16 protein-coding genes, 1 tRNA gene and 1 pseudogene are annotated in these 16,945 nt (G+C 47.6%); 5 read left to right on the top strand and 13 right to left on the bottom strand.

Translation table 11 applies throughout. From position 1 onward, the window contains the following. Positions 1-30: 30 nt before the first annotated feature. The gene (locus M1B78_RS08035; protein ID WP_257931189.1) at positions 31-1,242 is read right to left on the bottom strand and encodes an L-serine ammonia-lyase; all 1,212 of its coding nucleotides are present in this window, start codon (positions 1,240-1,242) and stop codon (positions 31-33) included. A 51-nt stretch (positions 1,243-1,293) separates the two neighbouring features. After that, a complete protein-coding gene (locus M1B78_RS08030; RefSeq protein WP_257940366.1) occupies positions 1,294-3,831 on the bottom strand; it encodes an endonuclease MutS2 in 2,538 nt (845 codons plus the stop codon). A gap of 113 nt (positions 3,832-3,944) precedes the next feature. Between M1B78_RS08030 and M1B78_RS08025 the strand changes: the two genes are divergently transcribed. The 5 genes from M1B78_RS08025 to M1B78_RS08005 all read left to right on the top strand — a co-directional run bounded on the left by M1B78_RS08025 (position 3,945) and on the right by M1B78_RS08005 (position 7,527). Beyond that, positions 3,945-4,029, top strand: a tRNA-Ser gene (locus M1B78_RS08025). 273 nt (positions 4,030-4,302) lie between these two features. After that, positions 4,303-5,532: a site-specific integrase gene (locus M1B78_RS08020; protein ID WP_004294842.1), complete on the top strand. Its 1,230-nt coding sequence runs from the start codon at positions 4,303-4,305 to the stop codon at positions 5,530-5,532. A 671-nt stretch (positions 5,533-6,203) separates the two neighbouring features. Further along, a complete protein-coding gene (locus M1B78_RS08015) occupies positions 6,204-6,737 on the top strand; it encodes an antirestriction protein ArdA (RefSeq protein WP_005680369.1) in 534 nt (177 codons plus the stop codon). 77 nt (positions 6,738-6,814) lie between these two features. Further along, positions 6,815-7,033 (top strand): DUF3873 domain-containing protein, encoded by a 219-nt coding sequence (locus tag M1B78_RS08010; RefSeq protein WP_005680371.1) that lies wholly within the window; start codon positions 6,815-6,817, stop codon positions 7,031-7,033. Between the two features lie 11 nt (positions 7,034-7,044). Further along, on the top strand, positions 7,045-7,527 hold the full coding sequence (locus M1B78_RS08005) for a DUF7258 domain-containing protein (RefSeq protein WP_005680372.1): 483 nt from the start codon (positions 7,045-7,047) through the stop codon (positions 7,525-7,527). A gap of 173 nt (positions 7,528-7,700) precedes the next feature. On the opposite strand, the gene M1B78_RS08000 is transcribed toward M1B78_RS08005, so the two are convergent. The 11 genes and pseudogenes from M1B78_RS08000 to M1B78_RS07950 all read right to left on the bottom strand — a co-directional run bounded on the left by M1B78_RS08000 (position 7,701) and on the right by M1B78_RS07950 (position 16,749). Next, a complete protein-coding gene (locus M1B78_RS08000) occupies positions 7,701-8,021 on the bottom strand; it encodes a hypothetical protein (RefSeq protein WP_004294838.1) in 321 nt (106 codons plus the stop codon). A 12-nt stretch (positions 8,022-8,033) separates the two neighbouring features. Beyond that, positions 8,034-8,492, bottom strand: a complete 459-nt coding sequence (locus M1B78_RS07995) for a DUF3872 domain-containing protein (RefSeq protein ID WP_032556333.1) — start codon at positions 8,490-8,492, stop codon at positions 8,034-8,036. A gap of 13 nt (positions 8,493-8,505) precedes the next feature. Continuing rightward, the gene (locus M1B78_RS07990) at positions 8,506-9,087 is read right to left on the bottom strand and encodes a conjugal transfer protein TraO (RefSeq protein ID WP_005680374.1); all 582 of its coding nucleotides are present in this window, start codon (positions 9,085-9,087) and stop codon (positions 8,506-8,508) included. Positions 9,088-9,090: 3 nt separating this feature from the next. Then, positions 9,091-10,026 (bottom strand): conjugative transposon protein TraN, encoded by a 936-nt coding sequence (gene traN / locus M1B78_RS07985; protein WP_005680375.1) that lies wholly within the window; start codon positions 10,024-10,026, stop codon positions 9,091-9,093. A gap of 28 nt (positions 10,027-10,054) precedes the next feature. After that, positions 10,055-11,377, bottom strand: coding sequence for a conjugative transposon protein TraM (gene traM / locus M1B78_RS07980; protein ID WP_005680376.1), 1,323 nt, complete (start codon positions 11,375-11,377; stop codon positions 10,055-10,057). Further along, a complete protein-coding gene (locus M1B78_RS07975) occupies positions 11,355-11,642 on the bottom strand; it encodes a TraL conjugative transposon family protein (protein WP_005680377.1) in 288 nt (95 codons plus the stop codon). Before M1B78_RS07975 ends, traM begins: the two co-directional genes overlap by 23 nt. Before the next feature lie 4 nt (positions 11,643-11,646). Beyond that, the gene (gene traK, locus M1B78_RS07970) at positions 11,647-12,270 is read right to left on the bottom strand and encodes a conjugative transposon protein TraK (protein ID WP_005680379.1); all 624 of its coding nucleotides are present in this window, start codon (positions 12,268-12,270) and stop codon (positions 11,647-11,649) included. A gap of 22 nt (positions 12,271-12,292) precedes the next feature. After that, a complete protein-coding gene (gene traJ / locus M1B78_RS07965; protein ID WP_004294831.1) occupies positions 12,293-13,288 on the bottom strand; it encodes a conjugative transposon protein TraJ in 996 nt (331 codons plus the stop codon). A 29-nt stretch (positions 13,289-13,317) separates the two neighbouring features. Beyond that, positions 13,318-13,944 (bottom strand): DUF4141 domain-containing protein, encoded by a 627-nt coding sequence (locus M1B78_RS07960; protein WP_005680380.1) that lies wholly within the window; start codon positions 13,942-13,944, stop codon positions 13,318-13,320. Between the two features lie 11 nt (positions 13,945-13,955). Then, a pseudogene (locus M1B78_RS07955) lies at positions 13,956-15,167 on the bottom strand (TraG family conjugative transposon ATPase); the annotation flags it as partial. Positions 15,168-16,122: 955 nt separating this feature from the next. Next, complete coding sequence (locus M1B78_RS07950) at positions 16,123-16,749, bottom strand: hypothetical protein (protein ID WP_065539096.1); 627 nt, start codon at positions 16,747-16,749, stop codon at positions 16,123-16,125. Between the last annotated feature and the right edge of the window lie 196 nt (positions 16,750-16,945).

Raw genomic sequence — 16,945 nt, 5'->3', positions numbered from 1 at the left:
CTCCCCTAATCCCTAATTCCTAATTTCTGGCTACATCGGTTTATAGTCCTTTGCCAGTCCTCCTTCACTGGTTTCTTTGTAGAGGGAGGGCAGGTCGTTTCCGGTTTCTTTCATGACTTCTACCACCTTGTCGAATGATACGCGGTGCATGCCGTCGGTGAAAGAGGAGTAAAGGTTGGCATCTAGGGCGCGTGCGGCGGCGTAGGCATTACGTTCGATACATGGGATTTGTACCAGTCCGCAAACCGGGTCACAGGTCATTCCCAAATGATGCTCCAATCCCATTTCAGCGGCATATTCTATTTGTGCCGGACTACCTCCAAACAATTGGTTGGCCGCGGCTGATGCCATAGAACATGCTACGCCTACTTCTGCCTGGCATCCGGCTTCCGCTCCCGAAATGGAAGCGTTGGTCTTCACGATATTTCCTATCAGTCCGGCTGTGGCAAGGGCACGGAGTATGCGTGTGTCGCTAAACTCCCGGCTTTTTTGCAGATGATAGAGCACTGCAGGTACAATGCCGCACGAACCGCAGGTAGGTGCAGTGACAATGACCCCGCCTGACGCATTTTCTTCACTTACTGCCAAGGCATAGGCAAATACCAGTCCGCGCGACTGGAGGGAAGCCTTGTAGCCACTGGCACGTATATAATAGGTCGAGGCTTTCCGGCGCAGATTCAGAGGGCCGGGCAGGACTCCTTCACTATCCAATCCCCGTCTCACGGCAGCTTGCATGGTTTTCCATACCTCCTGCAGGTAATCCCAAATATCGCTTTCCTCGCATTCCTTGACGTACTCCCAATAACTTTTTCCGGTACGTTCACACCATTGCAGTATTTCGGTCATGCGGTTCATTTCGTATACATCCGGGGTGTTGACGGATGAGGTTCCGTCATTCTCCTCTGCCAGGGCACCGCCACCGACACTGAATACAGTCCATTGGTCTGTCTCCTTGCCTTCACTGTCCAAGGAGACGAATTTCATGCCGTTGGGATGGAAGGGCAGGAATATTTTGGGTTCCCAGATTATTTCTACTGGTGCTGCGGGTTGCAGTGTCTCGGTGATGGCAACATTGGTCATGTGTCCCTTGCCGGTAGCAGCGAGGCTTCCGTATAGGGTTACTTGGAATGCGGCTGCTTTGGGATGTTTTTCCAAGAATATCTGAGCTGCCTTGCGTGGCCCCATAGTGTGGCTGCTGGATGGGCCGGTACCGATACGGTAGAGTTCTTTGATTGATTTCATATATTTCAAATTTATCAAATTTATGATTTAGATTTAACTATCAATTATCCCTTAATTCAGGTCTACAACGGTGATGCCTGCTCCGCCGAACTGTATATGTTCGTCGGCAAAGTGGCGTACTCCGGGAACAGTTTCCAGATATTGACGGATGAGCATGCGCAGGATGCCTGTCCCCGTTCCATGAAGGATACGCACGCGTGACATGCCGACAAGGATGGCGTCATCAATGAAATAAGTTACGGCTTGCAAGGCCTCGTCACCTCGCATACCTCGGACATCGATGTCTTGCTTGAAATGCAGTTTCTTCTCGTACATGCTGTCTTGGGTCTGGGCACTGATAAAAGTGCTTTTGGTGGACACATCAGCTTGTTTAGGCTGCGCGTTGGTACGTTCCAGTCTATCCAGCTTTACGGTAGTCTTGATACTGCCGAACGCGATGACCGCATTCTTGCCATTTACTTCCATTACTTCGCCCACAGAGGTCTGTCCCTTTATTCTGACGTTGCAGCCGGGGATGATGGCTGCGAGACGTTCTGCTTCTTTCCGTGCCTGCTGTTCTGCCAAAGCTTGAGCAGACAGCCCGTTTTCTTTTCCTTTGCCCGCTTTCTTTTCCTTTTTCCGGTTTTGCTTCTCTTTCAGCTTTTCCATTTTGCGGGCAATTTTTTCTTCCAGTTCCTTGTTGGCAAGTGCTTCCATTGATTCACGGAAGTCCGTCAACTCCTGGCGGGCCTGGCGTGTCTTTTCTTTTTCTGCTTGGGCTTCTTTGATGGAGCGTATGGTGTTCTCGATGCGCGCATTGGCTTCCCGCATCAGTTGCTCCACTTCTTCTTTCGCTTTGCGCAGAATCTCCTTCCGGGATTTCTGCAAATCTTCTATTTCAGTTTGATAGCGCTCTATGGTCTCTTCCATGTACTTTTCACGCTGGCGTATTGTCTGGCGTTTGCCTTCCCAGTAGCGTTTGTCGCGCACAATGTCTTGCAGGTACTTATCGGCATTGATGTATTCGCTGCCCACGATTTCCGAGGCATCGGCAATGACATCTTCCGGAAGACCAATCTTGCGGGCAATCTCTACAGCGAACGAACTGCCCGGATTGCCTATCTGCAACTGGAACAGTGCTTGCATCAGATGGCGGTCATAGAGCATGGCACCGTTTACTACACCTTCGTGGTCTTCGGCAAAATGTTTTAGGTTCTGATAGTGTGTGGTGATGACACCGAACGTCTGTTTTTGGTTGAAACGTTTCAATACGGCTTCAGCGACAGCGCCTCCAATCTGGGGTTCAGTTCCACCACCGAATTCATCAATCAAGATGAGGCTCCGTTCATTGCAGCTTTTCATCATGATTTTCATGTTCGTAAGGTGGGAGGAGTAGGTACTCAAATCATCTTCAATGGACTGCTCGTCACCTATGTCGATGAATATGCTGCTGAATATTCCGGCATGACTGCGTTCGTGCATCGGGATGAGCAGTCCGGATTGCAGCATGTATTGCAGTAAGCCCACTGTCTTTAGGCAGACGGACTTACCGCCTGCATTCGGGCCAGAGATGATTAGGATACGTTGTTTCTCATTCAGTTCGATGTCAAGCGGTACTACTTCTTTGCCATGTTTGGCAAGAGAAAGTTGCAAGAGCGGGTGCACAGCCATTGTCCAGTCTAGCAACTGCTTGTTTTCGAGAGCTGGTTTCAGCCCGGATATCTGCTCAGCAAACAGTGCTTTGGCACGTATGAAGTCTATTTCAGCAAGGAATTCGTATGATAGCAGTACGTCGGGGATGGAGGGACGCAGCTGGTTGGAGAAGTCCGTCAGGATGCGGATAATTTCTCTGCGTTCGTCACTTTCCAGTTCCCGTATGCGATTGTTGGCTTCCACTACTTCGGCAGGCTCGATGAATACGGTTTTACCGCTGGCCGACTCGTCGTGTACAATACCACGTATTTTCCGTTTCAGTGCCGGTGCAACGGGAATGACCAGACGACCGTCACGCATGGTGGGCGTTACATCTTTGTCCACAACGCCCTCGGACTGAGCATTTCGTAGAATGCTGTTCAGTGAGCGAGAGATGCTTCCCATAGTACTTGCCAGTTCCCGGCGGATGCGTGCCAACTCTGTAGAGGCATTGTCCTTGATTTTTCCGTAAGGAGAGAGGATGCCGTTTATTTTTGTTATGAGCTGTGGGAAAACGGTGATGTCTCCCGCTAGTCTTTTCAGACAAGGGTAGGGGGAAGCCCTTTCTTCCTCATCATCGTCGCTTTTTTGTAGGAAGCGTACAATATCACGTATGGTTTCCAGTGAACGGCGCAGGTCAAAAAGCTCTTGTTCATCCAGATACATGCCTTCCACGCGTATGCGTTTTAATGATGGGCGTACATCAAAAAAATATTGTGCCGGGAAATTATCTTCTTCTTGGAGTATACGTACAAATTCGGTGACTTGGTCCAGACGTTCTTCCACCTCTCCAAAGCAATTGGAAAATGTCATGTTCATCACCCGTTCTTCGCCAAGTGTACTGAGGCATTTTTCTTTCAGTAATTGGCGTATTTGGTCGAAACCTATTTTCTGTTCAAAGTTCTGCGGATATATCATGGTGCAAAAGTACTATTAATTCATGAAAAAATAGAAAAGAAGTTTGCAGAATTAAAAATGATTTGTACCTTTGCATCGATTTAAGAGAAAAGCACTTCTTGAAAGAGGAGTTTGGAGAGGTGGCAGAGTGGTCGATTGCGGCGGTCTTGAAAACCGTTGTACTGCGAGGTACCCGGGGTTCGAATCCCTGTCTCTCCGCTGAACTTACTGGACAGAAATGGACAGTAAACGGACAAAAAGCTACAAATCAATGATTTGTGGCTTTTTTTATTGCCCGAAAGTCCTGCTTCCAAGACTTCAAAAGTACGGTAAAAGACAAAGTTTCGTTACTAAATCGTTACCTATTCCCCACCGGACAAAAACGGTAACGATTTGTCCATAAATGACCTGATAATGACTTGATTAGTCCATAGTCTGCATAACTCAGAAACGAGAGGTAAAAAGTAATTTTGCAACTAAAAAAAGTGAGTTATGAAATCGACATTCAAGGTTCTTTTTTATTTGAAGAAAGGTTCTGAAAAGAAAAACGGCGAGGTAATGATTATGGCACGTATCACCATTGACGGCAAACAGTGCCAGTTCAGTACGAAACAGAGCATCCAGCCCGATAACTGGAGCATTGCCGCAGGCAAAGCCAAAGGCAGGGATGCCGGAAGAATAAACGCCCTGCTGGACGACATACGTTCTTCCCTGAACACCATTTACCACGAAATGCAGCGGCGTGACAACTACGTGACCGCCGAGAAAGTGAAGAACGAGTTCTTGGGACACAGCGAGAGCCACGAAACAATCCTTTCATTGTTCCAAAAGCACAATGACGATGTGAAGCAGCTTGTGGGCATATCCAAGACGATAGCGACCTACCGCAAGTATGAAGTGACCCGCCGCCACCTTGCCGAGTTCATCCGCAGCAAGTACAACGTATCGGACATATCCATTAAGGAAATTACTCCAATGTTCATTACCGATTTTGAGTTGTATTTGCGTACCGCCTGCAAGTGCGGTTACAACACCACCGCCAAGTTCATGCAGTTCTTCAAGCGCATCATCATCATTGCCCGCAACAACGGCATACTGGTGGGTGACCCGTTCGCCAGCTACAAAATTCGGCTGGAAAAAGTGGATAGGGGCTACTTGACGGAGGACGAGATAAAAATCATCCTTAAAAAGAAAATGGTTTCCGAACGGCTGGAACACGTCAGGGACTTGTTCGTCTTTTCCTGTTTCTGCGGTTTGGCTTACAGCGATGTTGCCAACTTGCGGCAGGAGAATATCCAAAAGTCCTTTGACGGCAACCTTTGGATAATCACCAAGCGGGTAAAGACCAACACGGACGTAAATGTTCCCCTGCTGGATATTCCTAAGATGATTTTGAAGAAGTACAAGGGCAAGTTGCCGGACGGCAAGATACTTCCCGTAATCAGCAATCAGAAGCTAAACGCCTACTTGAAAGAGATTGCCGATATTTGCGGTATTAAAAAGAACCTGACATTCCACCTTGCCCGACACACGTTCGCCACGACCACCACGCTGTCAAAGGGCGTACCCATTGAAACGGTGTCCAAGATGCTGGGACACACAAATATAGAAACTACGCAAATTTACGCCCGCATCACCAACAGCAAGATAGGCAGCGATATGCAGGGGCTTGACAAGAAGTTTGTCGGCATCGAGAAAATTTACAAGGAAGTCGCCATGTGAGTTTTTAGTTACCTATATACTGTTGGTAACAGAACAGGTAACGATTTCGGTAACGAAATTCCACCTAACAAACTATATCCCAATAAAGTACATTCTTTCACCTTGCGGGCAGTCCACCGACTACCCGCATTTTTTATATCCTTTTCCCACTGGCACATTCCCCGAAACGCCAGCCGTGCGTGGCATGGCTGACTGTATTTCGTGAAAAGAGCCGTTGGAAACCCGCACAAGCGTACCGCAAGGTAAACTTGCCATACCCTTGCCTTTCCCACCCGCATGGAGTGTTCCCTAAAAGATGAAAGAGAACAGGCACTTTTCCCCAGTTTCCCTATCTGTAAATCTTCCTCTTACGCAGTCCCCCAGCCGGGACAGTCGTTTTAATCATTTCAATAGGCAAAGGTAGTTACGTGTTCTTCACGATTTTGCAAGGTCGAGCCGTTCCGGTTTGGCGAAAAAATCTTCCCTGCCTTGCGAGGTATTTTTTGCCCAAAACTTTGCAAACTCTAAACACTACCCTTTTACGCCTATGTGAAACGAAAACGACCGACCCGACCGGAAGACGCATAAAAAAAAAGTCGGATTTACGGGAAACAGGAAAAAAGTTCAGTGAAACTTCAACTCCCTCACCTCTCGAATCCGCATAAAATTAAAAACTTAAAAATTACAGCAATATGGAAGCAACGACATTATCAGCAGCAAGCGTTTATGTAGGCACTTACGCCAAGTACAACAACGGTTCATTGTCCGGCGCATGGCTCAACCTTTCGGATTATTCGGACAAGGAAGAATTTTACGAAGCCTGCCGGGAACTTCACAAGGACGAGGAAGATGTGGAATATATGTTTCAGGACTGGGAGAACGTGCCGGAGGGCTTAATCGGCGAAAGCTGGATTTCTGAAAATTTCTTTTCCCTGCGTGATGCGGTGGAGGATTTGAGCGACACCGAGCAGGAAGCCTTTTTCGTGTGGTGCAACTATAAAAGCCATGATTTAGGCGAGGAAGATGCGGACGACCTTGTACGTGATTTCCGGGATGAATATCAAGGGGAATATGACGATGAAGAAGATTTCGCCTATGAAATTATAGAAGAATGTTACGACCTGCCGGAGTTCGCAAAGACCTATTTCGATTATGAAAAGTTTGCCCGTGACCTGTTCATGTGCGATTACTGGTTTGATGACGGCTTTGTGTTCCGTGCGGCATAACAACCAATCCGGGCGGGGTGTCAAAGCCCTGCCCGTTAAAAACAACCAAGTTTATAACCGTAAAAAAATAAGACATCATGCAGTCACTTAACAAAAACGGGGTAAGCATCACCCAAACACCGGGAGAAGAAAAATACGTGAAATGTTGCTTAGGCGCATTCAGGGGACAGATTTATTTTCAATATGACTACCGCCACTTTGACGGCGAACTTTTCAGCACGGTAGCCAAAACGCTGGCAGAGTGCCGCCGCAGGCGTGACGGGTGGATAGCGAAAAAAGAACAGAGTAATAAGTAAATTTTAGGGATATGAAAACGACAGAAGTAAACAAGGAGCTTATCGGCAAGCGTTGCGAGTGTATTTTTACGGGCTTAATGGTAACGGGCGTTATCGAGGACACAGAAGAAAACGAACACACCATAGAGGTAAAAGTTCGTTTCGACCGCCCGCACCAGTGGGGCGATGATTTATATAATGATGTGTGGGCGTGGGGGCGTAAAATTGACGAGTTCGGCACGTTGCGCCATTTGCAACTGTTGGAGGACAAACCGGACTTTCAGACAATGACGGTAGTTTTCGGTGAGCCAATCAGCCAAATAGACCGCAGTGTTTTTGAAGATGTTGCAACGTGGGGTGTCTGTTCCCTGCAAGGCTGGGTAAACAGCTATGAAAGTGTCCGGTTTGTAGCCATAAACGACCATACGGCGGTCATAACGGGCGAATATAACATGGAACAGGTAAAGGTGTGGTTAGAGAAATACACGTCCATAAAGAGCCTTAAAATCAGTTGATAGAGAACGGCGGCTGTTTGCCGCCGTTACTTTCTTCCGTGAGCCTGCCAGCGGGTGAAGAAAGTAACAAAGAAGCCGCTCGTTTCCCTATCATGGAAACAGCCCGCCGATGCTTCCCGGCGGGCTGTCTGCCCAATATTTACGCTTTGCGTATCATTAAACGAATATCACAGCTACAAATCCTCACAGTGAATAAATTTTACACTAAGTATGCACACGGTTTCTTCTTCCTCGATGTCGTATTTCCAAGTCCGCTTATTGACAAGCATTTCCGTGTCGTTGTCAAACCATTCCATAACGGGCATATCTTCTTCTTCGTCCACCCATTTGAAAACCTGATTGGACGGTATTTTCCACAATTCAGCCCTGTCACGTGCGGAAATGCAGTCCTTATCCACGATAATGATGTCACCTACTGCCGGAACCGTATCTGTTTCCAACGTGGTTTCTATATACCACGAGATACCTTTTATATCCAATTCTATTTTTACCATGTCATTTTATTGTTAGGGGGTTATTGTTTCCGTTTCTTCTTCGCTGTTGTCATTATTAAATGATAGTGTAAGTTGCTGCATCTGTCCGAAGCTGTCGATAATATAAATGTCAATCGTCTGCTGGTCTGTCGATGCCGAGGTGTAGTAGAGCCGGAATGTTTCTTTCTCCAGCGGGTAAAGGTCATTGGGCAGGAACACCGTGCCGTTGTCCATTTCCAGCTTCCCTTTGCCGTCCGGCTGGAAGTACCTTATCCGATAGGTAGTCGGCTGATAGTAACCCTCACGCACCAACTGGCAGCGTATTTCAGCGGTTTCCCCGACTTTCAGCCTTTTGGGTACTGGCAGCGTTTCGATGCTGAACGGGTACGCCTGCTGAATATCCAAACTGTCATTACAGGCGGTGACAAGCACAAGGGCGGCCACGATGTAGCAGCCCATGATGATTTTATACATTACATTCTTCATATACATTATTATATAGGGGTCAGTTGATAATGAATTTTACTCCCAAAGATACCTGCGTGTGGAACTTGCCTATGTCCGAGCCGAACAACGCCCGTTCCCTTGCGTTCAGCAGCAGAGCCACCCGGTCGGTCAGGTAGGCTTCCAGTTCCAGCGTGAGCGCACCGCCGTAAATGAAGCAGTCCTTATCCAGCAAGGTAGAACCGTCCGGCAGCAGTTTTTCGCTTTTGTTGCTCACCTCATACCCGGCGAGTGCCGACAATCCCAGCGAGAGGAAAAAAGTCTTTCGCCTGTCCGAAAGGAATTTCAGGTAATAGCCGCCCTCTGCGGTGAACTGTTCGACTGGTATCTGCATATCCTTGTAGTCATACTTCTTGTGCAGGTATTCCCCACCAATCACCCAGCGGTTTGCGTTCTTGGTGTAAACGCTGTATGCCGCCCCGATGTGGTAGGCGAAATCCGTGTTGTCATTCCAATGCACCCCGTCCGTCATGCCCGCCGTGACCTGCAAGCCTTTCATACCCGGCAGGTATCTTTGTGCGTGTACCTGAAACGAGGTCAGGCACAGCGCAAAGAGCATCATTATAAAGATGTGTTTCTTCATTCCCTATTTGATTTTGAGTTCGTTAATCACTTCTGCGTTCACGATGTCGGCGTTCTCTACCCGGATAACCTGATGCCGCCCGCCGTTTTTCTCGTAGAGTTCCACCAACAGTAGCTTATCGTCCGGTATGGTGAACTTCGGCAGGGCGTACACAGTGCGGACGGTACTTTTCCCGGCAATCTCTACTACCTCGTTGTAACTGCGTACCGCATCCAGCACCGTTTCCTGAATAGCCGTGCGTTTGGGTACTTTCTTATCGACTATCTTAAACTTGATGAAGTCGGTATCGAAAGGCACGTTGGAACTGTTCTTCGTCTGCGTGTGTACATAGAGCATCCCGTTATAGGTGTAAATCCCCTTGATTAAGAACTGTATGCCGAAACGCTTGCTACCCAAGTGGCGCACTTTGCGGTCGTTGTTCTTGTAGATGCTCTGCATTATCAGTTTCACCAATAGCGGGCTTTCGTTGCCCAGTTCCCGGAAGTAGATGTTCATGCGGGTATGCGAAAAGTCAGACGTATCTTCATTTTCCAAGAAGTCTTTCATTTCGATATTGAGCATTTCCGGTTCACGGGCGTATTTGGCGTTGAACGAAAAGAAACTGCCGTCCTCGCAAATGACGGAGAAGTTCGTTTCGCCCGGAAAGCCCTCTGTCGTGGCTTTCACCCGGATTACGTTCTCCGCACCGTCCGCCTTGCCCGCTATGATGTGGTTGCTTCCCAAATCGACATAGCGGACGGCGGCGGGGAAGATGATATGCACCGTCTTGGCAAAGGTCACTTCCACGCCGTAGGGCGTTACCATTTGGCGGTACGGGAGTTTCCGGGTAATGCCCCGGTACAAGTCGTTGCCAGCCGCATACTTCACGGTGTCGGTTTCCTGTGCGTTTGCCGCACACACGCCCAGCAAGAGGGCGAACATTACAAAAATCTGTTTCATTGTTGATTGAAATTTTAGTGGTTAATAATTATTGTTGTTTGGCGTAAAGCATCACCTTGTACCCGGCTTTCAGCTTCACTTTCACGGTTCGGAACTTCTTGGCGAGGTAGCCGGACGTTCCTTGCAGCAAGCCCCTTGTCACGTCCATAGCCACCTGCTGCCCGGCACTTTGGGCAAAGGATATGCTTGTACCCAGCCCGCTACCGATGTTCGCCATTGCTTCGTTGAACGCTTCCTGTTCCATTGAGGACGGGACGGACAGCCCCTTTTGCCCGTCCGTGTCGAACACGGCAAGCTCCACCGGGATGATGTTGCCAGCGTACTCAATCGAAGACACCAGTATGTCGAGCCGTTCGCCCTGCACCTTTGCCGTACCCGCTACAAGGGTATTTTTCGGCACGACTATGTTCCCGGCCTGCATAGGTTCGAGCAGCCGGAGTTTCACCGCCTGCCCGTCCGTCAGCGTTTGGTCTTGGTGGATGCAGGCGGCTACCGTGTTCTTTCCCATAGCGTAGCCCGTGCCTACCGCCGTGTTGAAGCCGTAGTTTCGTGGCTGGCTGTAAGCACGGATGAAGTCGGCATCGTTCATGGGCTGCTGCAATCCCGATACGGTCGTTTCCCGGATTGCTTGCACGGGTTGGGCTTGCGGCTTTTGGGTGACAGTCCCGGCAACAGGCACTTGTGCCACCTGCCCGTTCTGCCCGCCGTCATTTATATACCTTGCCGCCAGTTCGTAGGACTTTTCCAAGAGTGCCATTTGGTCGTCAGTGGTGGGTGTGGCGTTCTGCTGTTGTTGCAGTCGGTCGGTCAGTTCCGCCACCTGCCGCTTCAAGTCCTCTTTTTCCTCGTCCACCGCCGGGGTTTCGTAGAACGTGCTTAACTGGCGGTTGATGTCCCGGTAAGCCGCCCGTGAAGAAGCACCGCCGCCCCTTTGGGGCTTCGCATCATCTTCCGGCATCAGGTCGATTTCCGCTTGCGGTTCTTCCGTTTCATCGTCCCCCGTGAAACCGAAGTCCTGCAAGGATTGTATCTTGTCCTGCTGTTTGCGGTTCAGCATTGCTTGTTCGTATGCCTTTTGCTTGTCGGCTATAATCCCGTCCTCTGCGGGCAGGGGTATGTCGGCGTTGAAGCCGCCCACGCTTTCCACATTCACATTCTCTTTGCCGGAGGGGGCGAATATCAGGTACATGCACCCGGCAAAGGCAAGGAACATCAGCGGGAAGACTATCATTTTCCTGCGCTGCTGTACCTGTTGGGGTGTCAGTTCCTTTTTAGGCTTATTTTCTTTTGGGGGCTTCCCATTTGTTGGTGAAGTAGATATGCTACTTTCATTCTTCTGTACTTCGTCCATTGTTCAGTCTGTTTAATAAGTTGATACTGTCGCTATCGTGTAGCGGGTATTGTTTGATGTGTTCTATTTGCAGCCGCCTGCCGTCCCGTTTCCCGATATTGTAGATTGATGAAACGGTGATGTAGATAGACAAGCCGCCGAAAAAGAAGAACATCACGAGGATAACCGCCAGCCTTTTGCCCGGCGTAATCCGTCCGCACATCCGGCGCAGGCAGTCGTCCGCCCAGTCTTGTACTTTTCCGATATAACTCTGTTTCCTTTCCATACGGCTATCTTTTGACGGTTTGTAAATCCTTGTTTTCGGTAATGGTGAACGCTTCGATGATGAAGCCGTGCGGGTTGTTGTCGCTCCGTGTGGCGTTGAGCAGGCGGCACGAGGTCACAAGGCTGCGCACCGTCAGGCTGCTTTCCCGGACAATCAACTGGCGGGCGTAGGTGTTCACCTTGTAGGGGTACTGGTCGAAGTCGCACTTCACGCTGTCAATCTCCACCGTCTGCGTGACGTTCCCCGAAATCACCCGGTTGTAGTAACCCTTTTCCGCCAAGTCCTTGTAATAGTTGAAAGCGGTCTTGTCGGCAAGGAACAGTGAGCGTTTGATATTACTTTCGATAGCCCCCTTGTCGGGCGATAAGGTGAAAAACAGTTCGTGAAAACGCCGCACGTGTGATTTGGCTTCCACTGGTCTGTTCTGTGCCATGTCCTGCGAGAGTGCCAGCATCAGGCTTTTGCCGTTGTCGAGGACGTATATCTTCTGCCGCTGCTTCTCGGCGAAGCTGTACGAGTTCCACACGGCAAAGCCCGTCACCAGTGCGCACAGGCAGATGAATACCAGCGCAAAGAGCCGGATTTGCCGGAAACTCGTTTCGATATTGTTCAATGACTTAAATTCCATATCCTTAAAAAATTGATGTTGTTTATTTGAGTAGTTTTCCCGATACCTTTCCACCGACTGCGCCAACCGCAGCCCCGGCGACCGACCCGGCTTTCGACACGTTGCGGTTATAGGCGGACATACCGCCAGCCGACACAATCCAGCTTGCCACCGTTGGAATGGTGAAGTAACCCACGATGCCAATAATCATAAAGATTACATACACGGTGCTGCTCCCGTCAGGGATGAAATTCGGGTCTGAAAGTTCCTGAATATCCTTTTGGAGCATCAGCGTTTGTATGCGAGCCAGCACACTGCTGAACAAGTCCGACACGGGTAGCCACAGGTAAATGGAGATATAGCGTGAAATCCACTGGGTCAGCGTGCTTTGGAAACCGTCATAGACGGAAATGGCGAACGCTAGCGGACCCAGTATCGAAAGTACAATCAGGAAGAACGTGCGTAGCGTGTCTATAATCAGCCCCGCCGCCTGAAAGAGCATTTCCAGCAATTCCCTGAACCAGTCCCGGACGGACTTCTTGATGTTATAAGCCGCCCTGTCCATGTACATACCCGTCATAGTCACCATGTCGGAGGGCGACCAACCCAGTTCTTCCAGTTGCCTGTCAAATTCCTCGTCCGATGCGAGGTAAGCCGTTTCGGGGCTTCGCATCAGGGCTTCATATTCCAGTCGGTCTTTCTGCGCCCGGTACTCGTTCATGTCGAAAGTCTGCGTTTCCATAAGCTGGTTGCACCCTTTTACCACTGGCGACAATACCGTGTTGATAGTCCCCAACACGAAAGTTGGAAAAAACATGATACACAGCCCCAGCGCAAAGGGACGGAGTAGCGGGTACACGTCTATGGGTTCGGCACGTGCGAGCGACTGCCACACTTTGGCGGCTACATAGAACAAAGCTCCCAGCCCGGCTATCCCTTTGGCTACCCCCGTCATGTTGCCGCACAAGGGCATCATTTCATCGTACAGCACCCGCAACACTTGGTGCAGGTTGTCAAAATCCACTGCTGCTAATAACATAGGCATACTAATTAAGTGGTTGTATCATGTTACCAATAGCGTTCATCCGCCGAGCCGTAGAGAGCCAACACCCGGTCGGTGTCGTTCTTCTTCTTCGCCCGCAGGTAGGACACGGATATGTTCTTGCGGGTGTAGTAGTTCACAAGGTTGCGGTAGTTGAGCAAACTTCGATAAGCGTTGTCGATGATTGCTAACCGTTCGGCATCCGTCAGCGACATACCCGTGATGTTCACTACATTTTTCAAGTCCTGCAACACGTCCGAGCTTTCCGACATCAGTTTGGCATAGCCGAACGATATTGCGGAAAGTTCGTCAGGCGTGAAATTCGGGTCTGCCAGCATGTTTTGGAAATTGCGCACGTAGATTTCGGATATTTCCGCCACCAGTTCAATGGACTTCTTCACCTTGACACCGCCCTTAACCACGTCATGCACCGCTTTGAGCGCATCGTAATATTTTTTACCCTGCTGGAAAATCTTCTGCGCTTCCATAAAGCCGTCCAGCGTGTTCTTGGCTGTGGTAGAGGTCTGCACTATCTGCTTTGTGGTGTTAATGATACCCTGTGCCAAGTTGCCGGGGTCTGACACCACCCACTGGGCGGATGCCCTGCCGATGAAGCAAAGGCACACCGCCATAAAGAGGATTATTTTCTTCATGTTCCTAATTTTTAAGTTGTTGATGATTGGGGATTACGTTTGCTTTCCGCAAGCCGCTTGATAGCCAGTTCAAGGTTGCCGCCCAGCTTCTCGGCGAGGGCGAACAGTTCCATTTTCTCGCTTTCCTCTGTCGTGAACGTGTAATATTCTTCCAGCGAAACTTCTGTGGCGTACACTGCCGACTGCGTGCCGCCCAGCGAGAAGAAAACTTCCTTGTACTTCCGTCCGGGGTGGTTCGCCATGTTGATAGACAATATTTGCGAACGCTCCTTGTCGGTCAGTCCCAGCAGGTTTTGTATGCTGTCGAACTTGTTCAGGTATTTTCGCTGGTCTAACAGGATTTTGCAGTCCGAGTTGTTGATGATACTCTCTTTCACGATTGGGGAAGAAATAATATCCTCAATCTCTTGCGTGACTACAATCGCTTCCCCGAAATATTTTCGGACTGTTTTGTAGAGGTAGCGGATATAGTCTGCCATGTTCGCCGATGCAATCGCTTTCCACGCTTCTTCAATTAGTATTAACTTCCTTATTCCCTTTAACTTGCGCATCTTGTTTATAAAGGCTTCCATGATGATGATAGTCGTTATCGGGAATAAAATCTTGTGGTCTTTGATGTTGTCCAATTCAAAGACTATGAAGCGTTTATGCAGCAAATCCAGTTCCTTGTCGGAGTTCAGCAGGTAGTCGTATTCACCGCCACGATAGTACGGTTCAAGCACGTTCAGGAAATTGTCAATGTCAAAATCCTTTTCCCTGACGTTCTTCTGTTCAAGCTGTCGGCGGTAATCATCCCGGACAAACTCGTAGAACGTGTTGAAGCAGGGTGTTACCGACCTGTCACCCGTGATACGTTCGATATAGGCACTTACCGCATTGGACAACGCCACTTCTTCCGACCGCTTCGGGGCTTCATCGTCCCGCTTCCAAAGGGTGAGTATCAGGGTCTTGATACTCTCTTTCTTCTCGATGTCAAATACCCCGTCTTCGACATAGAACGGGTTGAACGCTATCGGGTTCTCGTTGGTGTAGGTGAAATAAATCCCGTCCTCGCCGTGCGTGCGGTTGTGGATAAGCTGGGACAGCCCCAAGTAACTGTTACCCGTATCTACCAGCAGCACGTGCGCACCCTGCTCGTAATACTGGCGCACCATGTGGTTGGTGAAGAAAGACTTCCCGCTACCGCTCGGCCCAAGTATAAACTTGTTGCGGTTGGTAGTGATTAATCCGTACCAACATTTATTTATTTAATACTGAATATCAGTTAATTATAGTATAAAACACATCAATATTAATATTTTTAAAGCATACAATTTGCATATAAATAGAGTGATTATAAGAAAACAGAAAAGGATATTTGTTGTTAAGGGGTAAATGTGGTAGGAGATGTTTTTATATCTGTTTTCTCTCGTTTTTCAGTGAAAAATAGACATGATACTGGCAAAAAGAGAAAGAAACTCTGTTTTTCTTTTTTCGCCAGCATATATAATTTGCTGTCAATAGAAATAGGTTTAAATTGGTTTGGATATATATACAAAAGAATAAACTAAACTTTCGGGAGCGGGAAGCAATAATGATGTAATCCGTTGTTCCATATTTGAATGAATTGATTTGTTGTCTGTACGTTACCCAGTAGCCCATAGCCAAAAACTTTTGGATTAGCCGCCAAACCACATACTAAAGGAACATGGCGATTAGAACTGATAAAGAAAGAACATTAAAAGAAGACCGACAATAAGTACAATATATCTGATACTTAATACGGCCTTATCTGAGTATTTGGTATTATAAATATTATCTTGAAATTTCTCAAATAAGATGCGAATCCTTTTCTTATTATAATATATGTACACAACAATCCAGGGAAGTATAAAACCGATTACCCATACAATAAATGTTGTTAGTTTAGACATATATGAAAAAAAGAAATCTCCTGTTAAAAAAAACGAGAATAAAAAAGATGCGAACATATAAGTTATTGAAATAACTTCCGATAATATACAACTTGCACCAAAACGCGGAAATTCCTCATTTTTCAAACAAACTAAATAATATCTATAGAATAGATAGTCAATAATCTTTTTCATAAGCAACTGTTACAAAATATCAATTATATTATTGTCAGTAATGGGATGCAGCTTGCCGCCGTAGGCGGAACAGGTGCTTGTTATTCGCATATTATTCAGGTCGCCAATATGGATGTAATGCCGTTTCAATATTAAACTTTGGAATATTAAACTCATTTATCCATTCAAGGCGAGTCCAAACGCCAGAGTTTTCACCAACCATAAGCATCTTTTCATTACAAAAAACAGCTTCCATTTCATAAGGACGATGACCAATTTCAAAGTTCATTACAATGAATCTAACTGGTGCTTTATCTTGTAACGGCACAACAACCGAACTGCATTTTAAGGTGGATTTTGCCATTTTTCCTAATGGTCTTTCACTATGCTTAATGACTTCAACAGAGCGTTTGACATTTCTTGAAATTACTATTGGCTTATATATTGGACCATACTCCAGTTCTACATCATTGGGCAGAGCATCCATTTTATCTGCCAATTTTATAAGACCATTCATTATTATTTCTTTCATATCCATTGGATTTACATTGCAAAATTCCGTCCATGCAGTAAGCTGTTTGTCGGTAGGAAAACTCTCGCCATCCATATCAAACCACGCATCGAAGTTACCGCCCAAAGAATTGATATGGATAGGGGATTTGGCGGCATATAGCCCCAAATCATCAACTCGCCAAAGCGAGCAATCAAGATTTGATATGTAGTTTTCTTCTTTCTCCATTTGTTATTGCGAATAATTTATTTATAACCGCACCTTATGGTGTCGTTCCTACACTTCTAAATCATAGCCTAATCATCCAAACAATCCAGCTTTCAAATTAGACTATCCGCAAATATAGGAAAAGTGCAGTACACCACGAAGATGCACTGCACTTTTCTCCACATATTGTGCGGGCTTTAACATTTACAGTTTGTAT

It is taken from the genome of Bacteroides muris (ex Fokt et al. 2023) (assembly GCF_024704895.1).
In the GTDB taxonomy this organism is placed as follows: domain Bacteria; phylum Bacteroidota; class Bacteroidia; order Bacteroidales; family Bacteroidaceae; genus Bacteroides; species Bacteroides muris.
Note: the sequence above shows the minus strand (reverse complement) of the source record. Positions and strands in the feature narration are given on the sequence as shown.